Source organism: Levilactobacillus tongjiangensis (assembly GCF_003946345.1).
Lineage (GTDB): Bacteria > Bacillota > Bacilli > Lactobacillales > Lactobacillaceae > Levilactobacillus > Levilactobacillus tongjiangensis.
Map to the genome: position 1 here is coordinate 13266 of NZ_RHNY01000023.1, position 20265 is coordinate 33530.

Genomic DNA, 20265 nt, shown 5'->3' on the forward strand with positions numbered 1-20265 from the left:
GCTTTGCTGTGATAAAATACAGTCTGGACAAAATAAAGAGAGGTGATGATAGTGATCTACGGAATTGGTATTGATATCACTGATCTGGCACGGGTCAATGCGGTTGTGGCTAAGCAACCGCAATTCCTAGACAAGGTTCTGACCCCCAATGAGTTGACTGATTATGGTCAGCTAAGTGGGCAACGGGCCGTTGAATTCATTGCCGGACGGTGGTCGGCCAAGGAGTCATACAGCAAAGCTTTGGGGACTGGTATTGGCAAGGCCGTAGGGTTTCAAGATATCGAGATTCGTGACGACCAGACCGGCCGTCCAAGCGTAATCCGTCATCCCTTCGGGGGCAACGCCTTTGTGTCAATTTCACATACGGCGACGGTGGTCATGACGGAGGTAATTTTAGAAAGAGGGTAAGGTTCATGGTAGTAGTAGGGGGGCACCGGCCAACACAGCTGGTAATTGATTGTCAGGCCTTGCGGGCCAATATTCACACGGAAGTTGACCGATTAGCCGCGGGTTGCGACCTGTTCATGGTCGTGAAGGCCAACGGTTACGGTCACGGGGCCGTACAGGTCGCTCAGGCGGCCAAGGAAGCCGGTGCCACGGGATTTTGCGTGGCAATATTGGACGAAGCATTGGAACTCAGAGCAGCCGGGTTCGATGAACCCATCCTGGTTTTGGGAGTCACGGAACCAGCTGACGCACCAGTCATGGTCGAACAAAATATTTCCGTTGCCGTGGCTGATTTGGAATGGTTAGAGTTAGCAACACGGTCACTGTCGTTGTTTGAAATGGTTCAGCCACTACCCGTTCATTTAGCACTAGACACGGGCATGGGGCGAATTGGGTTTCAGACCAAAGCTGAGGTCGAGGTGGTCGTTGATTTTCTCCGGCAACATCCGGCACAGTTTAACTTTGAAGGGATCTTTACCCACTTCTCTACGGCGGATGACCCTAATGACGATTATTTTCAGAAGCAAGTGGCTAAATGGCACGATCTAACGGACTGGTTACCGCAAAAACCACGTTACGTGCACGTCTCCAACTCGGCAACGAGTTTGTGGCATGATGCCTGCAACGGTAACATGGTGCGCTTCGGGGCAGCCGGGTACGGGTTGAATCCTTCGGGAACGGCCATTGCTGAGCCGTATCCGCTACAACCGGCAATGAGTCTGACCAGTGAACTGATGCAGGCTCGGCTGGTGCCAGCGGGCTCATCAGTCAGTTATGGGGCGACTTATACCTTACCGGAGGATGAATGGATCGGCACAGTGTCCGTCGGGTACGCCGATGGGTATCCACGACGGATGCAAGGCTTCGATGTCCTAGTTGACGGTCAGCGCTGTGAAATTGTTGGTCGCGTCTGCATGGATCAATTGATGGTGCGGCTGCCACATCGGTATCCCCGGCGAACCAAGGTCACGTTGATCGGCCAGGATGGTCACGAACGGATTACACTGCAAGACATCGCGGACTACTGTGACACGATTCATTATGAAATTGCTTGTGGCTTCACTACGCGGGTACCACGGGTCTATCGTCATTAATTTATCGTGTTATGTGTCCAGGGGTGGTGTTTCGTGGTAAACTGTATGAGACGAAGTGAATTTACTTGAGGAGGGCAATTCATGGCTCAATCGCAGCAATTAGAACGACCACGGTTACGAGGACACATTTCCCGCAGACAGCGGCATCAAGCGCTGGTTCCTCTGCGGGCGGCAGCTTCACGTAAGCTGGCTTTGATTGTTGGGTATCAAGCAATGGCTTTGATCAACCGGGATATTGCTCGCGTCTTCACACCATGTGAAGAGGAAGCGGAGCGCCGGTTAACAAAATTTCGTAGAACAAAGCATTAAAAAATTAATCAGATAGGGGATGGCGGCCCATGGCCCGTGTTGAAGTCAAACGCGGTGACGTTTTCTTCGCCGACCTATCACCAGTCGTTGGTTCGGAACAGGGGGGCATGCGCCCCGTTTTGATCATCCAGAACAACGTGGGAAATCACTATAGTCCAACCGTTATCGTGGCGGCAATCACCGCTCGAATCGAGAAGCCTAAAATGCCGACGCATGTCGGCATTTCCGCTGACCGGACCGGAATCGAGCGTGATTCCGTCATTTTGCTTGAGCAAATTCGGACGATCGATAAGCAACGGTTGCGGGACCAGGTGACTCACTTGGACGAAAAAACCATGGCAGCGGTCGATGCTGCACTGGCAACCAGCATCGGCTTGGTGGACAAGGCGCGTAAAAGAAAAGGTAAAAAGTAACACCTACATAGTTTCACGGTGACTTGCCCAAAAAAGCGGTCACGACTTCATGATGGAGTCGTGACCGCTTTTTTGTGACTTATTTAGTTCTCGTGACGTAAATCTTCGATTTCTGGGACGTGGAATTCTTTACGTTCCAACGCCTTAACGATTCGGTCGAGCTTTTCTTCATCCACTTCGGCTGGCAGAGTGAACATGGTCCGATGAACCAGTTCGCCTTCTTGCGCATCCAAACTGATGACGCTCGCAATCGACGTGTACTTGGTGATGACCTTGGCCATCCCAGCGAGGTCGCCTCGTTCACCGGCAGAAACGACGGTTAAAACGTAACTCCCAATGTTGACGTTCCAGGATTGGGACAGCATGTCCATCAACCGGGTATGCGTCAGAATCCCATAGAAGGCGTTCTTGTCGTCTAAAACGGCAATGTAGGGTAAGTCCTTGATTGAGAAGAAAACGTTGAAGAAGGCCGCGTTAACGGAAATAAACTTGGTGGCATTTTTCAGTAACGATGTCACCGGAAGCTGCATATCGCCGCCCCGGGACTTGTGGCGATAGATGTGCATTTTATAGATGTTACCCCGAAAGATCTGCCCGGTTTCATCCAGGATGGGAACACACCGGTAGCCCGAGTCTTCCAAGACCTTTAAGGCTTGTTCCAGGGTGACGTCCTCGCGAACCGTAACCAAACGTTCTTTCGGTTTCACTAGGGATTTAAGCAGCATAGCAGATGACCTCCTAAAATTAGAAACTTCTAATAATCTCTTCTAATAATACCATAGTTGCCCTAACTCCGACCAGCTATTTTCAGAGAAATTGGTAGTAAACTCGCATAAAACGTGGAGATGCTCGTTACCCTATGATTTGAGCGAGGTTGCCAATCTCCTAGCCGATGATGCCTCGTTAACGTTGGATTCACCGGTCGTCCGGGTGTTAGGGACAAATCGCCGATTGGTAATTTTGGATGCAATTTGGGCAAGAAAAAAGTTGTGAACCACCGGAAGGGCGACGCACAACTTTTTTTAAAATTAAATTAGAAGATGACAACGGGGGTGCCCACTTTAACGTTGTTAAAGACTTCGCCGACTTTCGAAGGTGGCGTGTTGACACAACCGTGAGAGCCGTGAGACTTGTACCAGGTACCACCATATTGAGGTTGCCACGAAGAATCGTGAATCCCAACACCGGTGTCATCCACTGGCATCCAGTATTTAACTGGTGAAGCGTAACTCGAACCGTTATCGTTTTGACCACGTAAAGTAGCGTTGCGTTGCTTGCTCCAAATGACCCAGACACCAGCTGGCGTGTGGTGTGCGGTCGTTGGTAAACCAGTAACAACATCGGTCGAAACGACGACTTTTCCGTTCTTGTAGACCCACATGTGTTGGTTGGTCTTATCAACCTCAACGTAGGAGTTACCAATGTCGGTACCGTTGCTGTGATAACCGCTCCCTTGAATAGCAGGGGTCCGGGACATACCCTTAGCGGCTAAGACAACCTTACTTAAAGCAGGCGTTTCTTTCTTAACTTTAATACTCCACCCGTATAAACCTGCAGGAACCTTGACCGTGCCACGCTTGGTAGACTTGAAGGTCCGGGTCTTGTTTACGGTGCCGTATTTCTTACTTAATTTAGTCAGGTAAGCTTTGATAGCCGTATCATTGGTCGATAGCTTCCCAGCCTTGAATGTTAGCCAACTAGCCAACGTTTCAGCAGGAATTGTGACCTTATGATTGCTTAGCTTGTAGACGTAACTCTGTTTGGTAATGGTCTGAGCCTTAGACTTTGCCGCCTTAAAGGTTGCGGAGGTCGACGTCACGGCAGGCTTAATGTAGTCGCCGGAAACGTTAACGGTCGTCTCGCCCTTCTCAATAGCTTGTGAAATTGAAGTGGCTAATTTGCTGGTGTCGAGTTGATTCCCGGCCTGTTCCTTAGTCACTGCAAAGTCACCATTAGCGTAAGTGAAGGAGGCATCTTTGGCAGCGGTCCGTGTCTTGTTGGCCTTGGTGGTAATGGACTTTGCTAGTGTCCGGACACTTTCTTGATTTTCCGTGCTAGCGTTCAGCTGGATGCTGTCTGCCGTAGCGGTCGTCAAGTGAATGGGCCAGCTCCAAACGTTTTGCTTGGAGATCAATTGTTTCAACGCTGATGGGGAAGTCACTTTTAAGTCAACTTCGTTGGTCTTGAAAGTGGTGACGGTTTGACTACCGTCTTTCACCGTCAGCTGTTGATTCTTCAGTGCAGCTTTAAGCTTCGTTGCCGCCTGTTGGGCCGTATTACCACCGACGTTGACGCCGGCAATCTCGGTATCCTTAAAGAAGACGTTTGCTGAAGAGTAGTGTAATGCTTGTCCAACGTAGATTGCGCCGACCGCCACACAGGCGGTGACCAGGCCAATCACGAGGGCTTTCCGTTTTTTCATAAAGTGTGACCTCCTAATATAGCCAATGGAGGAAAAGTCGTCATGCTTAACTATCACCAATTAGCATAACTCTAGCTTACTTCAAAGTTCCTTAAAAGACAATGTGAATGCGTCAATGAAAACGTTTACGTAACAAATTGTGGTCAGTTTTGGTTGGCTGCTAGTCTTGATTTGCTTGGATTGATAGGAGGTGAGCGCGGTCGACCGAAAAAAAGGTTGGGCAAAATTATTTTGGACTCGTCAAATTATTTCGTAGAATACCGGTTCAATGACGGGATAAAAAAAGTGCCACGCCCTAACAGCGTGACACCTCTAATCGTTTAATTAAGCTTCAAGGGCAGCTAAGCCATCCTTAGTAACTTTCTTCAAAGTTTCAGCTGAAGACTTCATAGCAGCTAATTCCTTGTCTGAAAGTGGTACTTCGATAACACTAGCTAAACCTTGGGCGTTGATAACGGCTGGCGTACCAATGAAGATATCGTCCAAACCATATTCACCGTTCAAAGCAGCACCGATAGGCAAGACAGCATTTTCATCACGCAAGATTGCCTTTGTGATGCGCATCAAGCAGGTAGCAACACCATAGAAGGTTGCGCCCTTACGGTTGATGATTTCGTAGGCCTTGTTACGAGTTTGGTCTTCGATCTTGTCCAAGTCGTCTTGAGTAATGCCTTTTTCTTCAGCAAACTTCAAGAATGGCTTTGAACCAACAGTGGCTGCACTGTAAGCAGCAAATTCGGAGTCACCGTGTTCACCCATGATGTAGGCATCCACGTTCCGTGGGTCAACGTTAAGCTTCTTAGCCAACGCAACACGCAGACGGGAAGTATCCAGAGAAGTCCCTGAACCGATAACCTTTTCCTTTGGGAAACCTGAGAACTTCCAGGTAGCGTAAGTCAAAACGTCAACTGGGTTAGCTGCAACCACGAAGATGCCGTCGAAACCTGATTCGACAACTGGCTTAACGATTGAAGACAAGATCTTCAAGTTCTTGTTAACCAGGTCCAAACGAGTTTCGCCGGGTTTTTGTGGAGCACCGGCAGTGATCACAACAACGTCAGCGTCGCTGCAGTCAGAGTAGTCACCTGAGTAGACTTTCTTTGGTGCGGTAAAGACTTGTGCATCTTCAAGGTCCAATGCGTCCCCTTCGGTCCGTTCCTTGATAACATCCACAATTACGAATTCTTCGGCTAAACCTTGGTTCATCATTGAGTAGGCGTATGAGGAACCTACGGCACCGTCACCGACTAAAACAACTTTTTGATGATTCTTATTAGTCAAAATATTCATCTCCTATAAGTATTTAACACTTCAAGGGTCACGTTCATTACCCGCTAACAAGTATAACATGAGAACGCTATATCGACTATGGGGGAGCCTCTTTATTTTATGAAAAAAACGTTTACTAGCAAACGCTTCCTATAAGGGTCAGGATGAGTGAAATTCACAAGCGACTATGCTATACTCAATAATGTTGATTTGAAATACGTAGATAAACTGAGTGTGCTGAACGGGGCTAAGCGTCCGTCCAGCTATTTTGCTTCCAGCTCAGATGACCTAATTTTTGAGGAGAACAGTATAAGATGAAAATGATTGTTGGTTTAGGAAACATTGGTCCCCAGTACGATGGCACACGGCACAACACGGGTTTCATGGTGGTTGATGCGTTTGCTAAGGAACACGGTATTGACTTGACGACCCGTAAGATGGACGCAAAGTATGGTACCGGCATCGTGAATGGTGAAAAAGTTTTGGTCGTGAAACCAACAACGTTCATGAATGAATCCGGGCGGGCAGTCCACCCATTGATGCAATACTTCAAGATTGACTTAGATGACATTATGGTCGTTCACGATGACATGGACCTGCCAGTAGGCCGAATCCGGTTGCGGAATCACGGGTCAGCCGGTGGTCATAACGGAATCAAGAGCATCATTGCCCACGTTTCAGATCAGAAATTCAAACGGTTACGGGTCGGAATTGAACACCCTCAGCAACATTCTGTGGTGGACTACGTTTTAGGAAAGTTTACCAAAGACCAAGCGCCGCTCTTTAACCAGGCGACGGATCAGGCCGTCGCTGCACTTGATGATTGGTTAAGCGGTACCGAATTTACTCAGTTGATGAATCAGTACAACTAGAATAGGAAGTTATCACGTGAATTTAGAAGGATTTATGACGCAGACCGCGCAGTACGGCGCGATTCGCCAAGCCATAGCTCCTGGTCAACGACAGTTGGTCACCGGGCTCAATGGGTCGGCTGAAACCTTGTTCATTGCCAGCCTCCTCCATGATCAGCAGCGGTCCATCGTTTACGTGACGGACACGCTGTATCATGCTGGTCAGTTGATGGATGACCTGGCGAACCTGCTAGAAGATGATGAGCTGTTTGAGTTTCCAGTTGAGGAACTCTTGGCAGCGGAAGTTGCCACCAGTTCGCCAGAATACCGGTCTGCTCGGATCGATGCGCTACGGGCTTTGCAGAGTGACCGGCCAGTAGTTATTGTGACGGCGTTGTCTGGGCTGCGGCGGTTCTTACCGGACCCCGATAATTTTGCCGGGGCACGGTTTACGGTTAAAGTTGGTGCTGATTTTGATTTAGAGAAGCTGCAACAACAGCTGTTTGGTATGGGCTATGCCCATCAAAAATTAGTTGCTGCTCCGGGAGATTTTGCCGTACGGGGATCTATCGTGGACATTTATCCGTTAGCGGCGGACTATCCGGTCCGGCTGGACTTTTTTGATACGGAGGTCGATTCCCTGCGGTACTTTGATCCAGCGACTCAGCGAAGTATCGAAAATGTTGATGCCGTTGAAGTATTACCAGCCACGGATTTCATTCTTACAGCTGATGAACGTGCCGCTGGTGCCACAGCGTTGACCACGGAACTGAAGGCGCAGACCGCTAAGCTGGATGCAGAAGCGGCGACAACGCTGACGGATCAGGTGCAACCACTTGTGGATGGCCTGAAAAAAGGGTCCGTTGATCCACAACTGATGGAGTTTGCGGACTACTTATTCCCGGAACATCACCAACTACTGGATTACTTACCAGCTAATGGGGTGGCCTTGTTCGGGGATTATTCGCGTCTACAGGATGCCGAACGCCAGTTACTCGAGGATGAGGCCAACTGGGCGACGGATAAATTGACCCATCACCAAATCTTTGCGCAACAGACTTTTGGCGGCGAACTCCGGCCAATCGTCAAGAAGGATACCCACGCTCAAATCATGCTGGCCTTGTTCCAGAAGGGCATGGGGACCATGCGGTTTCACGCGGTCACTAACATTACGACGCGGGCCATGCAACAATTCTTTGGCCAGCTACCAGTGATGAAAACCGAAATTGACCGGTGGCATAAACAAAAGCAAACGATTCTACTACTGGTTCAGGATGAGGAACGACTAGCAAAGATTGAGCAAACTCTGGATGATTTTGAAATTCAAGCGGTTTTGACCAAGTCCAGTAACGTTCAACCGGCACTGACCCAATTGATTCCAGAACGCTTACGTACTGGATTTGAATTGCCAGAAGCCAACCTGGTCGTCATCACTGAGGGCGAGATGTTCCAGAAGGTGACGAAGAAGCGGCCACGGCGTCAAACTATGGCGAACGCGGAACGGTTAAAGAGTTATACCGATCTGAAACCAGGGGATTACGTTGTTCACGTCAACCACGGTATCGGGAATTTTATTGGGATGCAAACCTTGACGGTGGACGGTGTCCATCAAGATTACATGACCATTGATTACCAGGACAACGCTCAGTTGTTTATCCCGGTTACTCAGTTGAATTTAATTCAGAAATACGTTTCTTCTGAGGACAAAAAGCCTAAGATCAACAAGTTAGGTGGATCCGAATGGGCTAAGACCAAACGCAAAGTTGCGGCAAAGATTGAAGACATTGCCGATGAATTGGTCGACCTCTATGCCAAACGGGCGGCTGAGAAGGGCTATGCCTTTCCAGTGGATGATAGTTTACAGACGGACTTCGAGAATGATTTTCCGTATGCAGAGACGCCTGACCAGTTGCGGACGATTGAGGAAGTTAAGCATGACATGGAAAAAGGGCGTCCAATGGATCGGTTGCTGGTTGGTGACGTTGGGTATGGGAAGACGGAAGTGGCATTGCGGGCAGCCTTTAAGGCGGTAGAAGCGGGTAAACAGGTCGCTTTCCTGGTTCCCACGACGATTTTAGCGCAACAACACTATGACACGATGGTCAGCCGGTTTGAAGGTTATCCCATCAATGTCGAGATGTTTTCTCGTTTCCGGACAACTAAACAGATTCATCAATCCATTAAGGATTTAGAGACCGGCCAGTTGGACATTGTGGTTGGGACTCACCGACTCCTGTCGCAAGATGTAAAGTTCAAGAACTTGGGACTGGTGCTGGTTGATGAAGAGCAACGATTTGGGGTCAAACATAAGGAACGATTGAAGCAGTTGAAGGCTAATGTGGACGTGTTAACGTTAACCGCCACCCCGATTCCCCGGACATTGCATATGTCGATGCTGGGTGTGCGGGATCTGTCAGTGATCGAAACACCACCGGCTAACCGGTTCCCAATCCAAACCTATGTGATGGAACAAAATGCAGGTGCCATTCAGGATGGTATTCGGCGAGAAATGCAGCGCGGTGGTCAAGTCTTCTACCTGCATAATCGGGTGGAAGACATTGAAAAGACGGTTAGTCAGGTTCAAGCGCTAGTGCCCGAGGCGCGGGTCGGCTACATCCATGGTAAGATGACGGAAGCCCAGCTGGAAGGGGTGCTCTTTGACTTCCTCCGCGGGGACTACGATGTTCTGGTCACGACGACTATCATCGAAACCGGGATCGACATTCCTAACGCCAATACGTTGTTCGTTGAAAATGCTGACCGGATGGGCCTCTCGCAGCTGTATCAGCTGCGGGGACGAATCGGACGGAGTAACCGCGTGGCATACGCGTACTTCACGTACAAGCCGAATAAGGTACTGACTGAGGTCAGTGAGAAGCGGCTTGAGGCCATTAAGGACTTCACCGAACTGGGGTCTGGTTTTAAGATTGCGATGCGGGACTTATCCATTCGGGGTGCCGGTAACTTGTTGGGTAAACAACAACATGGTTTCATTAATTCCGTGGGATATGATCTGTACACGCAAATGTTAAGTGATGCCGTTGCCAAGAAGCGAGGCAAGCAAACACAACCGAAGACGGATACAACCGTTGAACTGGGCGTTGAAGCTTACCTACCGAGTGACTACATTGAAGATGAACAACAGAAAATTGAAATGTACAAGCGGATTCGCCAACTGGAAAATGACGACGAGGTCAGTGAGATTCAGGCTGATTTAATTGACCGGTTTGGTGAGTATCCCGATGCTGTTAGCCAGTTGTTGACCATTGGGCAGTTGAAGCTAGCTGCTGATTTAGCCCTGGTCGATAAGATTCGTCGTAAGGATGGCGATATCTTTGTGACGATTTCTAAGCGGGGAACCGATATCTTAGGCGGCGAGGATGTTTTCAAAGCGCTGGCCGCAACCGATTTAAAGGCCACCGTGGGAATCAACGACGACCGACTTCACATCAAATTGGTCATCCAACCTAAGATGCAGACGGCAGACTGGTTGCCACAGTTGCAACAGTTCATGGCCGCATTACGGGATATTGTGGAAGTGACCACGAAGCCAAAGGACAACGATAAGTCCACGGCTGAAGACTAAGGAGGCCAACCATGGGCAACCGCAACGTAAATACGACCTTGCAGGGTGCCCTGATTCTTTCGGTGGCGGCGTTTATTGCCAAGCTACTGAGTGCTGTCTACCGGGTCCCCTTTCAAAATATAGTCGGTAACACCGGTTTTTATGTGTATCAGCAGGTGTATCCCCTCTATGGTATCGGTATGACCTTTGCGTTGAGTGGATTACCCGTCTTTATTTCTAAACTGATTGCGGAGGCGCCCGACCTCCCCAGTCAACAGCAAGTTGCCCGTCAGGTAACGCAGTGGGTCTGGGGCCTGGCCTTAGTCCTCTTCGGGGGATTGATGCTGGGAGCGTCCACAATAGCTCGCGGCATGGGTGACGTTCAACTAACCCCCTTAATCCAAATGGTCTCGTGGATGTTTCTCTTTATGCCTGCACTTTCAGTGGGGCGTGGGTACCATCAGGGACGGTTCAATATGTTGCCAACGGCCCGTTCGCAGGTTATTGAGCAATTGGTGCGGGTCATTGTGATTCTTGTGGCCGCCGGTTGGGCGGTTCACCACGGTTGGTCAGTCTACCGAATGGGAACGTGGGCGTTGAGTGGTGGGACCGTGGCGGCCGTGGCGGCACTATTAGTGCTCCCACGGTGGCGACAACGCGACGTCACCACTACAGACCGGATCCCACACGTTGGCCGTCGTTTACTGGTTGAGGGGGGCACCCTGTGCCTACTGACCGCAATGATGGTGCTCTTACAACTTGTGGATTCTTTTACCGTCAAGAACGGTTTGGTGGCTGGGGGGATGAGTGACCTGGCTGCGAAGAGCCTCAAAGGGGTCTATGACCGGGCACAGCCACTGGTTCAGTTAGGATTGGTGGTGGCGGTAGCATTTGCCACGTCATTGTTGCCTGCCCTAGCCGAAGCCCAGCAACGCGACCGACCGCAGGCATTTAAACAGTTGACGACGACCATGATGCGCATTGCCTTGGTGATTGCGACGGCCGCGACAGCCGGACTGATCAGTCTGATGCCATGGATCAATCGGCTCCTCTTTGGGAATACACAGGGGTCGGACATGTTGGCAGTGTACATGCTGAGTATTATTTTAGCCACACTGATTCAGACGTATAACAGTGTCTTGCAGAGTAAAAATAATTATCGGCTGACGGTCGTTGCCCTAGTGACGGGGCTGATTGTAAAAGCAGTCGGTAATCATTGGGCCGTGGCCCACTTTGCTGGCAACGGTGCCAGTTGGCTGACAGTTATGAGCCTAGGTGTGATGTTCGTGATCATCTGGTATGGTTCGGCTCAGGAAATACGCTCGGGCATCTGGACGCAAAGCTTTATTCGTAAATTAATTGGCTGCACCATTTTGATGGTAGCGGGGGTTCAAGCGGTCGGTGTGGGCCTAGAACATCTCTGGCCGGCAATGCTGACGGGACGTTTAGCTGCTGGTGGGGCACTCCTCATCACGATTCCCGTGGGCGTTGTGATTTTCTTTAGCCTGGCTCTGAGCTGGCAGTTACTCACAGTGCGGGAGTGGTTAGCCATTCCACACGCAAAAACAATTTTGAGATTATGGCAGAGACTTAGCCAACATGGAGGAAAATAAGATGCGATTAGACAAATATTTAAAGGTTTCACGGATTATCAAACGGCGTTCAGTCGCCAAGGAAATTGCCGACAAGGGTCGGATTATGATCAACGGCAAAGTAGCCAAATCTTCTAGCGAAGTTGCCCCTAAAGATGAGCTGGTTATTAAGTTTGGTAACAAAACGTTAACGGTTCAAGTAGATGAATTGTTGGAAACGACGAAGAAGGACGACGCCGAACGGATGTATACCATTGTCAAAGAAGATTACGAACAAGACTTTCGGCAAGAATAAGTGGTCTAATGTGACGAATGTTTTACAATATGCTTAACTAGCTAGACGTCCAATTTGAAACTTGCTATACTCAAGTTAAACTATCTGGTGAAAAAAACTTGAGGAGTGAGTGGGATGGCTGACGTGAAACCGCGACCGGCGAAAATTGAACGTTTAGAAAATGATTATACCCGGCGGTTAGATAAGCAGGCCACCCAACAACACCATCATCGGTGGCTGGGTAAACGGCGTGCTCGACGTGCTACCCGGATTGTCGTTGTTTTTGCTGTCTTCATGACGATTTTAGGAATCCAGTGGGTGCGCACGAATGCGAGCCTCCATACGGTTAATCAGCAGGTCGCAACTAGTGAACAGCAGCTGACCAAAACGAAGGCGACCAATCAGAAACTCAAGTTACAGATTAAGCAGCTTAATGACAAAGATTACTTGGGACGTTTAATCCGATCGAAGTATTACTACACCAAGTCCGGTGAGACGGTCTATAGTCTACCCGGTGATCACGCCACCGACGTGACCGCAAAATAGCGTTCAAGGAGGCTGTGACGGCAAAGTCATGGCCTCCTTTTTAGCTGGACGCAGTCATGGTGAGGTGACTAGCTTAGACGGTTGGTTTTATTTGATGTCCAACGTGCTTAGCAGTGCAGACTGGATAAATTTTCTTGTATGGTAAGCTGGGGATTTTATTAGTTCACCCACCAAAGTAATGGGAGAATGGCTAGAAACGCCGGTATCGTTGGAATGTTAATCTGACGCGGTTTAACTGATGTTCAAAAACGATTGATTTGCCTTTTCTTTTTGATTTTTCACGTTTGGGATTGTTAGAAGTTGTGTTATACTGAAAGCACTTATTTTAAGGAGGAACTTCTTGTTTATGGCAATCGAGGTTGGAGCTAAAGTTTCCGGAAAGGTCTCCGGAATCACGAACTTTGGCGCATTTGTTGATTTAGGTGACCACAAGACCGGGTTGGTTCACATTAGTGAAATTTCCGATGGGTTCGTGAAGGACATTCACGACGTTTTATCTGTCGGTGATGAAGTAACGGTTAAAGTATTGACCGTTGGCGATGACGGAAAGATTGGCTTGTCGATTCGTAAGGCAACCGATAAACCGGCATCAGAACGGCCACAGCATAGTCGTAGTGAGCATCATGGTGAACATTCTGAACACCGTGGTGGTAATCACGATTTCCACGGCAATGGTGGTCGCGGCGGTGAAAGCCATGGTAACGCCCATGGTGGTCGTCGCTTTGAAAATAACGGTTCCCGGCCACATCATAATTCGGCAAATGGTCGTTTCTCAGGCCATCACGCAGCCCAACATGAAGAGAGTTTCGACGACTTGATGTCAGGGTTCATGAAGCAGAGTGAGGACCGTCTGGCAACAATTAAACGCAACACCGAAGGTAAGCGCGGTGGCCGTGGTGGCCGTCGTAGTTAAATGTGTCTTCGATTAGGACCGCATTCGTGCGGCCCTTTTTCTTAATTAACGGAAAGGGTCGGTAGTGTGACGTTAGAGACGGATTTTCAACGTAATTGGCGGCAGCAGGGGTGGGCCGCTGCACCTGGTCGTGGTCTGGTGGCTGTGTCGACTGGTGTCGATTCAATGGTGCTCCTCACCTTGCTGAGTCGGTTGCCGCGCGACCAACGACCACAGTTGACAGTCGTTCACGTTAACCATGAATTGCGGGCACAGAGTGCGGCTGAGGAAGAATTTTTAACCAACTGGTGTGCTGACCATCAAATTCCGTTGGTTACGACACACTGGCCGCGGGCCGAGCACCCAGGCCACGGGATTGAAGCCGCCGCCCGAGATTTTCGCTACCGATTTTTCACGAAGCAGTTGCAACAACAGTCGGCCGACTGGGTGGCCACTGCTCACCAGGCTGACGAACAAGCAGAGACCATTCTGCTGAAATTGTTACGCGGTGGTGAGTTGGCACAATTGACGGGGATGGCTACCGAACGTCCTTTGGGAAATGGTAAGGTGATTCACCCGTTGCTACCGTTCAAGAAGGCTGAACTCGTGACCTTTGCTCGTCAACTGGCGATTCCTTGGTATGAGGATGCCACCAATCAAGAACTCGTCGCCAGCCGTAACCGAGTCCGCCACCAAATTTTGCCACAATTACGGATTGAGAACCCACAGGTGATTGATCATTTAACGGCGTATGCCCGTCAGTTAGGGGCACTCATGGCAGTGGCTGACACGGCACTAGATGAACAGTTAGCTGGCATTGTTGAGACTGGCACGAGGCAGGGGAGTGTCACCAGGCTATTGGCCCGGCCAATGTCTGAGCAGCCACTGTTACTGGCCCGGCTGATTAAGCGGACGGCCCCGACCGTAGCCACCGGTGAGTCACATCTCAATCAGTGCCTACAACTCTTACGAAACTCGCAGCGACCGTCCGGAATGGTTGATTTTAGCCGGGGCTGGGCGTTTCGTAAGAGCTATGATCAGTTTGAATTTACGCAACCTAAAAATTTACAGCAAAAATCCGTGGAACAATTTAGTTTTATGGTAGACTTAAACCAATGGCGACCCATTGGCAATGGCCGGTTACTCGGTTTCTTTCCAGCGAGTTCGTCAGGACAGCTCCCCCATGAGACGGTGGCTCTACAGTCGGAACAATTCCCTTTACGGGTTCGACGGTGGGCGGCCACCGATCAGTTGCGACTAGCTAGCGGCCACCATCAGAGTGTACGGCGGGTATTGATCAACGCAAAGGTCCCTCGTTCTGAACGAGCGGCCCAGTTGGTCTTGGTTACAGCGCAGGGTGAAGTCTTGGCGGTACTTGGCGTGAAATGGTCGGTTTGGCCACGACGGGCGCACACAAAAAACTATCATATTGTCTTGAAACACGAATAGGCGAAAGGGGAACAGCATGAACAACGATATTTTGAAGGTCCTTTATAGTGAGGAAGACATTGCTGCAGCTTGTAAACGACTTGGAACACAACTCACTGAGGACTATAAGGACAAAACGCCTTTGATCATCTGTGTGTTAAAGGGTGCGATTTTGTTTATGACCGATGTTATTCGTGACATGGACATCTACGCAACCATTGATTTTATTGACGTCTCCAGTTACAACGGGGGAACCGCTTCATCAGGAACCATTCGTTTGCTGAAGGACCTGGATACGGATGTGGCTGGGCGCGACATCTTGTTAGTTGAAGATATTATTGATACTGGTCGGACGTTGAAGTACTTGGAAGACCTGCTAAAAGACCGTCACGCCAACTCGATTAAGGTCTGCACGTTAATGGATAAACCCAGCGGACGAGTGGTTGAAGCGAAGGCCGACTATGTTGGGTTCAACGTTCCAAGTGAGTTCGTGGTTGGGTACGGTTTGGACTACGAAGAAAAATATCGGAATCTCCCGTACGTTGGTGTTTTGAAGCCATCCGTTTATTCAGATAAATAATTAGTCAATGATAGTCAATTGTGATAACATCTTATTTAGTCAAAGGGCACAAGCCCTAAATTTTGTTCCTAATTTAAATGCTGGGAACTGTGAGTAAGGAGGCACGACATGAATAATCGACGAAATGGGCTGTTTCGGAATAGTCTATTTTACATTGTGATCTTCTTGTTGGTCATTGGTGTTGTTTACCTATTTAATGGTAATAACAGCAGCTCACAATCCCAAGAAATCCAATCGAGTCAGTTCGAGAAGGACCTGAGTACGAACAAGATCAAGAAGTTCTCTATTCAACCTTCCGGGGGAGTTTACAAGATTACCGGTGAATACCGGAACGCCCAAAAGCGTTCTACCAATACCGGCTTTAGTCTTGGGGGCTCACAGAGTACCGCGGTGACCGGGTTTACGACCCAGGTCTTAACGAACAACTCGACGGTTTCCGAGATTGATAAGATCGCCAAGAACCATAATGTAAAGGTCAACACCAAAGCAGAAGAGTCAAGTGGCTTCTGGATTAACTTGTTAGTCTATGTAGCGCCACTAGTTATTTTCTTCTTCTTCTTCTACATGATGATGGGTCAAGCCGGCCAAGGCGGCGGCAATGGCCGAGTCATGAACTTTGGGAAGAGCAAGGCCAAACCAGCCGATAGCAAAGAGAACAACGTTCGCTTTGCCGACGTTGCTGGTGAGGAAGAGGAAAAGCAAGAACTTGTCGAAGTGGTTGAGTTCTTGAAGAATCCTCGTAAGTTCGTTTCATTAGGTGCCCGGATACCATCTGGTGTCTTGCTGGAGGGTCCTCCTGGTACTGGTAAAACGTTGCTGGCGAAAGCCGTTGCCGGTGAAGCGGCGGTACCATTCTTCTCGATTTCTGGTTCAGATTTCGTGGAAATGTTCGTTGGTGTCGGGGCTAGTCGTGTCCGGGATCTGTTTGAACAGGCCAAGAAGGCCGCACCTTCAATCATCTTTATTGATGAAATTGATGCGGTTGGTCGTCAACGGGGTGCCGGCATGGGTGGTGGCCACGATGAACGTGAACAAACCTTGAACCAATTGCTGGTCGAAATGGATGGGTTTACTGGTAGTGAAGGTGTCATTGTGATGGCTGCTACCAACCGTTCTGATGTCTTGGACCCAGCTTTGCTGCGGCCAGGCCGGTTTGACCGGAAGATTTTAGTTGGCCGACCAGATGTTAAGGGTCGGGAAGCTATCCTGAAGGTGCATTCTAAGAACAAGCCTTTAGCTAATGACGTGGATTTGAAGGAAATTTCTAAGCAGACACCTGGGTTTGTGGGTGCTGACTTAGAAAACCTCTTAAACGAAGCGGCCTTATTGGCAGCCCGGCGGAATAAGACTCAAATTGACGCTTCTGACTTAGACGAAGCGGAAGACCGAGTTATCGCTGGACCTGCGAAGAAGGACCGGGTCATCAGTCCTGAGGAACGCAAGACGGTTGCTTACCATGAAGCCGGACATACAATTGTCGGTTTAGTGTTGAACGACGCACGGGTGGTTCACAAGGTTACCATCGTTCCCCGTGGGCGTGCAGGCGGTTACGCCATCATGCTCCCACGTGAGGATCAGATGTTGATGTCCAAGAAGGATGCCATGGAACAAATCGCTGGACTCATGGGTGGACGGACTGCTGAAGAGTTGATCTTCCATTCCGAATCATCTGGTGCTTCCAATGACTTTGAACAGGCAACGCAAATTGCCCGGTCCATGGTTACCCAATATGGGATGAGTGACGAGTTAGGGACCGTTGCACTGGAAAGCGCTGGTAGCCAACCATTTGCTGGTGCAGGTTACCCTGGGCAACCTAGTTACTCTGAACACACTGCTAGCTTAATTGATAGTGAAGTTCGTCGAATCATCGGGGAAGCTCATACGACTGCCCGGAAGATTTTGGAAGAACATAAAGCAGAACACAAGATTATTGCGGATGCCTTGCTGAAATACGAAACGCTGGACGAAAAGCAAATTCTCAGCTTGTTTAACACTGGGGAAATGCCTGAGAAGGACGGCAGTAGCGAATTTCCAAGTGAAAAGGCCGCAACTTTTGAAGAATCTAAGCGAGAACTAGAACGGCGTGAAGCTGAACGACAAGCCTCTACGGAAGCTAAGTTAGCTGAATCAGCCGCTGCCACTGAATCTGACAGTAGTCAGGCCAGTGAAGCAACGAGTTCTGCAGCTGATGATCAAAAGCCGGACGACTCTGAATAATCAAAATGCGAAGGAAGTGGGGAAATCTCCTCACTTCCTTTTTGTGACTCATCAGGGTTAGTCTTTGCAAATTTCCGGGTTTCTGGTAAGGTTAGGCATGATGAAATGTGAAAGGACGACAGTAGACAAATGGCAGATTATTTAGTAAAAAGTTTAATTGATGACGGGATGTTTCGGGCTTATGTAGTCGATGCAACAGACATGGTGGCTGAGGCTCAGCAACGGCATGATACTTGGAGTGCAGCAACGGCAGCTTTAGGACGGACCATGATTGGTACGACGTTATTAGCCACGTCGCTCATGAAGGGGGACGAGAAGCTGACGGTGAAGGTCGATGGTCATGGACCAGTGGGAGCTATCGTCGTAGATGGTAATGCTAATGGTGAAGTTAAGGGTTACCTGCAGTATCCGCATACGAGTCTGGCGCTGAATGAGAAACACAAGATTGATGTGCGTAAGGCAGTTGGTGTCAACGGGATGTTGACGGTGACCAAGGACTTAGGTCTTAGTCAGCCTTACACGGGACAAGTTCCTTTGGTCTCTGGTGAGTTAGGCGAAGACTTTACTTACTACCTGGCCAAGTCTGAACAGATTCCTAGTTCCGTTGGTGTGTCTGTGTTTGTACAACCAAACAATACGGTCAAGGTTGCCGGTGGGTTCATGATCCAAGTGATGCCAGGTGCCAGTGATGAGGCGATTGCCCGGTTGGAAGAACGCTTGAAGGAAGTGCCGATGGTTTCCGAACTGTTGTTAGATGGTCAGACACCAGAGGACATTTTACAGTTACTGTTCAAGGATGAAAAAATCAAGATTTTACAGAAGATGCCAGTTAGCTTCAAATGTGATTGTTCTAAAGACCGGTTCGCCAAGGCGTTAGCTTCAATTCAACCCAAGGCTATTCAGGAAATGATTGATGAAGACCACGGTGCAGAAGCGGCTTGTCATTTCTGTGGCACCAAGTATGAATTTTCTGAAGACGACCTGAAGGATATCCTGGTTAAGGCGCAGGCTGACTAGGAGGCGAACACAATGGCATGGAAGATTGGTGACGTCATGATTCCTAATCGGGTGGTAGTTGCGCCTATGGCAGGAGTCACCAATGTGGCATTTCGGTTAATTTGTAAGGAGTTTGGCGCTGGTTTGGTTGAGTGTGAAATGATCTCTGGTCAGGGGATTCACTATCATAATCAGCGAACGCTCCACATGATGGCAGTCGATGAGCGGGAGCATCCCATGAGTATCCAAATTTTTGGTGGGACTCAGGAGACGTTGGTTCAGGCGGCACAATTTGTGGATAAGCAGACCCCAGCTGATATTATTGACATTAACATGGGGTGTCCGGTGAATAAGGTCGTGAACACCGATGCTGGTGCCAAATGGTTACTGGATCCGGATAAGGTTCATGACATGGTTTCGGCAGTAGTGGCGGCGGTCGACAAACCAGTTACGGTGAAGATGCGCACCGGCTGGGATGATCACCACATTTATGCGGTGGAGAATGCTCTAGCCGCTGAAAGTGCTGGAGCGAGTGCAATTGCTATGCATGGTCGAACACGTAAACAAATGTATCAAGGAAAGGCTGACTGGGACGTGCTGGCGGATGTCGCGAAGCAGCTAACCATTCCATTTATGGGTAATGGGGATGTTCGTACACCAGAGGACGCTAAACGGATGCTGACTGAGGTAGGGGCTGATGCAGTGATGATTGGTCGAGCAGTCATGGGCAATCCTTGGTTGTTGAGACGCGTTAATCACTATTTAGACACGGGTGAGCTGTTACCAGAGGCGACACCTGAAGAAAAAATTGCCATTGCTGAGGAGCATTTGCACCGTTTATGTCGGGCTAAGGGTCCTGAAGAGGGTCCCCGTGACTTTCGAAATCAAGTCGCCTATTACCTCAAGGGGATTCCCCACGCAGCCAGGACGAAGGTTGCGTTAACGGATGCTACGGATGAAGAAGTCATGGTTACGCTGTTAGATGGTTTTTTGGATAAAATGGCGGCACGGCGTCAACGGACACCGGTCGCTAGGTATACGAATGAGTGAATATTCAAGGTGGGAACGAGTCGTTGTTCCCACCCTTTTTTGGTTATTTATCAATTAATTGAGATTTTATGCAAAAAAGGCTTGACCGGGGCTAGAATCGTTGGTATAGTTATAAACGTTGTCACAGCGACACAGAGAGTTGTGTTGCTGATAAAAAGAAATTAAAAAAGTTCTTGACGGCAATTGATAAGATATGTTATTCTTATAAACGTTGTCACGGAGCGCTTGTTCCTTTGATAACAAGGTAGACCTTTGAAAACTGAACATTGTTTCGACAAACCAAATATGTGTAGGGCGGTTTGATACTTGGTATCAAACCC

The 20265-nt window shown here is 49.1% G+C and carries 18 protein-coding genes; 15 read left to right on the forward strand and 3 right to left on the reverse strand.

Annotated elements, in window-relative coordinates; all coding sequences use genetic code 11:
* The first annotated feature begins 51 nt into the window (after positions 1-51).
* The 4 genes from acpS (at position 52) to EKM75_RS11400 (ending at position 2263) form a co-directional block, all read left to right on the forward strand.
* Positions 52-408, forward strand: coding sequence for a holo-ACP synthase (gene acpS / locus EKM75_RS11385; protein WP_125684169.1), 357 nt, complete (start codon positions 52-54; stop codon positions 406-408).
* A gap of 5 nt (positions 409-413) precedes the next feature.
* Positions 414-1541, forward strand: a complete 1128-nt coding sequence (gene alr / locus EKM75_RS11390) for an alanine racemase (protein WP_125694703.1) — start codon at positions 414-416, stop codon at positions 1539-1541.
* Positions 1542-1622: 81 nt separating this feature from the next.
* Positions 1623-1850 (forward strand): hypothetical protein, encoded by a 228-nt coding sequence (locus EKM75_RS11395; RefSeq protein WP_125694705.1) that lies wholly within the window; start codon positions 1623-1625, stop codon positions 1848-1850.
* Between the two features lie 29 nt (positions 1851-1879).
* A complete protein-coding gene (locus tag EKM75_RS11400) occupies positions 1880-2263 on the forward strand; it encodes a type II toxin-antitoxin system PemK/MazF family toxin (RefSeq protein ID WP_125684141.1) in 384 nt (127 codons plus the stop codon).
* Positions 2264-2346: 83 nt separating this feature from the next.
* Here EKM75_RS11400 and cbpA read toward each other — a convergent pair whose 3' ends face one another.
* From cbpA to EKM75_RS11415, 3 genes are all read right to left on the reverse strand, one after another.
* Positions 2347-2988: a cyclic di-AMP binding protein CbpA gene (gene cbpA / locus EKM75_RS11405; RefSeq protein WP_011667295.1), complete on the reverse strand. Its 642-nt coding sequence runs from the start codon at positions 2986-2988 to the stop codon at positions 2347-2349.
* A 308-nt stretch (positions 2989-3296) separates the two neighbouring features.
* The gene (locus EKM75_RS11410) at positions 3297-4685 is read right to left on the reverse strand and encodes a L,D-transpeptidase family protein (RefSeq protein ID WP_125694707.1); all 1389 of its coding nucleotides are present in this window, start codon (positions 4683-4685) and stop codon (positions 3297-3299) included.
* Positions 4686-5009: 324 nt separating this feature from the next.
* Complete coding sequence (locus tag EKM75_RS11415) at positions 5010-5975, reverse strand: L-lactate dehydrogenase (protein WP_125684145.1); 966 nt, start codon at positions 5973-5975, stop codon at positions 5010-5012.
* Between the two features lie 293 nt (positions 5976-6268).
* Here EKM75_RS11415 and pth point away from each other — a divergent pair, with 293 nt between their 5' ends.
* The 11 genes from pth to dusB all read left to right on the forward strand — a co-directional run bounded on the left by pth (position 6269) and on the right by dusB (position 19945).
* Positions 6269-6826, forward strand: coding sequence for an aminoacyl-tRNA hydrolase (gene pth, locus EKM75_RS11420; RefSeq protein ID WP_125684147.1), 558 nt, complete (start codon positions 6269-6271; stop codon positions 6824-6826).
* 16 nt (positions 6827-6842) lie between these two features.
* Positions 6843-10391 carry a transcription-repair coupling factor gene (mfd, locus tag EKM75_RS11425; protein WP_125694709.1) on the forward strand — a complete coding sequence of 1183 codons (3549 nt, stop codon included), beginning with the start codon at positions 6843-6845 and terminating at the stop codon, positions 10389-10391.
* An 11-nt stretch (positions 10392-10402) separates the two neighbouring features.
* On the forward strand, positions 10403-11983 hold the full coding sequence (locus EKM75_RS11430) for a polysaccharide biosynthesis protein (protein WP_125694712.1): 1581 nt from the start codon (positions 10403-10405) through the stop codon (positions 11981-11983).
* 1 nt (position 11984) lies between these two features.
* Complete coding sequence (locus EKM75_RS11435) at positions 11985-12257, forward strand: RNA-binding S4 domain-containing protein (protein WP_125684153.1); 273 nt, start codon at positions 11985-11987, stop codon at positions 12255-12257.
* Positions 12258-12371: 114 nt separating this feature from the next.
* A complete protein-coding gene (locus EKM75_RS11440) occupies positions 12372-12782 on the forward strand; it encodes an FtsB family cell division protein (RefSeq protein WP_125694714.1) in 411 nt (136 codons plus the stop codon).
* Between the two features lie 346 nt (positions 12783-13128).
* A complete protein-coding gene (locus EKM75_RS11445; protein WP_125694716.1) occupies positions 13129-13695 on the forward strand; it encodes a S1 domain-containing RNA-binding protein in 567 nt (188 codons plus the stop codon).
* Positions 13696-13761: 66 nt separating this feature from the next.
* Positions 13762-15123, forward strand: a complete 1362-nt coding sequence (tilS, locus tag EKM75_RS11450) for a tRNA lysidine(34) synthetase TilS (RefSeq protein ID WP_125694718.1) — start codon at positions 13762-13764, stop codon at positions 15121-15123.
* Between the two features lie 16 nt (positions 15124-15139).
* Positions 15140-15682, forward strand: coding sequence for a hypoxanthine phosphoribosyltransferase (gene hpt / locus EKM75_RS11455; RefSeq protein WP_125694720.1), 543 nt, complete (start codon positions 15140-15142; stop codon positions 15680-15682).
* A gap of 108 nt (positions 15683-15790) precedes the next feature.
* Positions 15791-17899, forward strand: a complete 2109-nt coding sequence (gene ftsH, locus EKM75_RS11460) for an ATP-dependent zinc metalloprotease FtsH (protein WP_125694722.1) — start codon at positions 15791-15793, stop codon at positions 17897-17899.
* 129 nt (positions 17900-18028) lie between these two features.
* Entirely contained in the window at positions 18029-18916 is an 888-nt protein-coding gene (gene hslO / locus EKM75_RS11465) for an Hsp33 family molecular chaperone HslO (RefSeq protein WP_125694724.1), read from the forward strand.
* A gap of 12 nt (positions 18917-18928) precedes the next feature.
* Complete coding sequence (gene dusB, locus EKM75_RS11470) at positions 18929-19945, forward strand: tRNA dihydrouridine synthase DusB (protein WP_125694725.1); 1017 nt, start codon at positions 18929-18931, stop codon at positions 19943-19945.
* The last annotated feature ends 320 nt before the right edge of the window (positions 19946-20265 follow it).

What these genes read in the sequence shown, in the direction of transcription:
- alr (WP_125694703.1), top strand. Translation starts at nt 414, where the DNA reads ATGGTAGTAGTAGGGGGGCACCGGCCAACACAGCTGGTAATTGATTGT.
- EKM75_RS11395 (WP_125694705.1), top strand. Translation starts at nt 1,623, where the DNA reads ATGGCTCAATCGCAGCAATTAGAACGACCACGGTTACGAGGACACATT.
- EKM75_RS11400 (WP_125684141.1), top strand. Translation starts at nt 1,880, where the DNA reads ATGGCCCGTGTTGAAGTCAAACGCGGTGACGTTTTCTTCGCCGACCTA.
- cbpA (WP_011667295.1), bottom strand. Translation starts at nt 2,988, where the DNA reads ATGCTGCTTAAATCCCTAGTGAAACCGAAAGAACGTTTGGTTACGGTT.
- EKM75_RS11410 (WP_125694707.1), bottom strand. Translation starts at nt 4,685, where the DNA reads ATGAAAAAACGGAAAGCCCTCGTGATTGGCCTGGTCACCGCCTGTGTG.
- EKM75_RS11415 (WP_125684145.1), bottom strand. Translation starts at nt 5,975, where the DNA reads ATGAATATTTTGACTAATAAGAATCATCAAAAAGTTGTTTTAGTCGGT.
- pth (WP_125684147.1), top strand. Translation starts at nt 6,269, where the DNA reads ATGAAAATGATTGTTGGTTTAGGAAACATTGGTCCCCAGTACGATGGC.
- EKM75_RS11430 (WP_125694712.1), top strand. Translation starts at nt 10,403, where the DNA reads ATGGGCAACCGCAACGTAAATACGACCTTGCAGGGTGCCCTGATTCTT.
- EKM75_RS11435 (WP_125684153.1), top strand. Translation starts at nt 11,985, where the DNA reads ATGCGATTAGACAAATATTTAAAGGTTTCACGGATTATCAAACGGCGT.
- EKM75_RS11440 (WP_125694714.1), top strand. Translation starts at nt 12,372, where the DNA reads ATGGCTGACGTGAAACCGCGACCGGCGAAAATTGAACGTTTAGAAAAT.
- EKM75_RS11445 (WP_125694716.1), top strand. Translation starts at nt 13,129, where the DNA reads ATGGCAATCGAGGTTGGAGCTAAAGTTTCCGGAAAGGTCTCCGGAATC.
- hpt (WP_125694720.1), top strand. Translation starts at nt 15,140, where the DNA reads ATGAACAACGATATTTTGAAGGTCCTTTATAGTGAGGAAGACATTGCT.
- ftsH (WP_125694722.1), top strand. Translation starts at nt 15,791, where the DNA reads ATGAATAATCGACGAAATGGGCTGTTTCGGAATAGTCTATTTTACATT.
- hslO (WP_125694724.1), top strand. Translation starts at nt 18,029, where the DNA reads ATGGCAGATTATTTAGTAAAAAGTTTAATTGATGACGGGATGTTTCGG.
- dusB (WP_125694725.1), top strand. Translation starts at nt 18,929, where the DNA reads ATGGCATGGAAGATTGGTGACGTCATGATTCCTAATCGGGTGGTAGTT.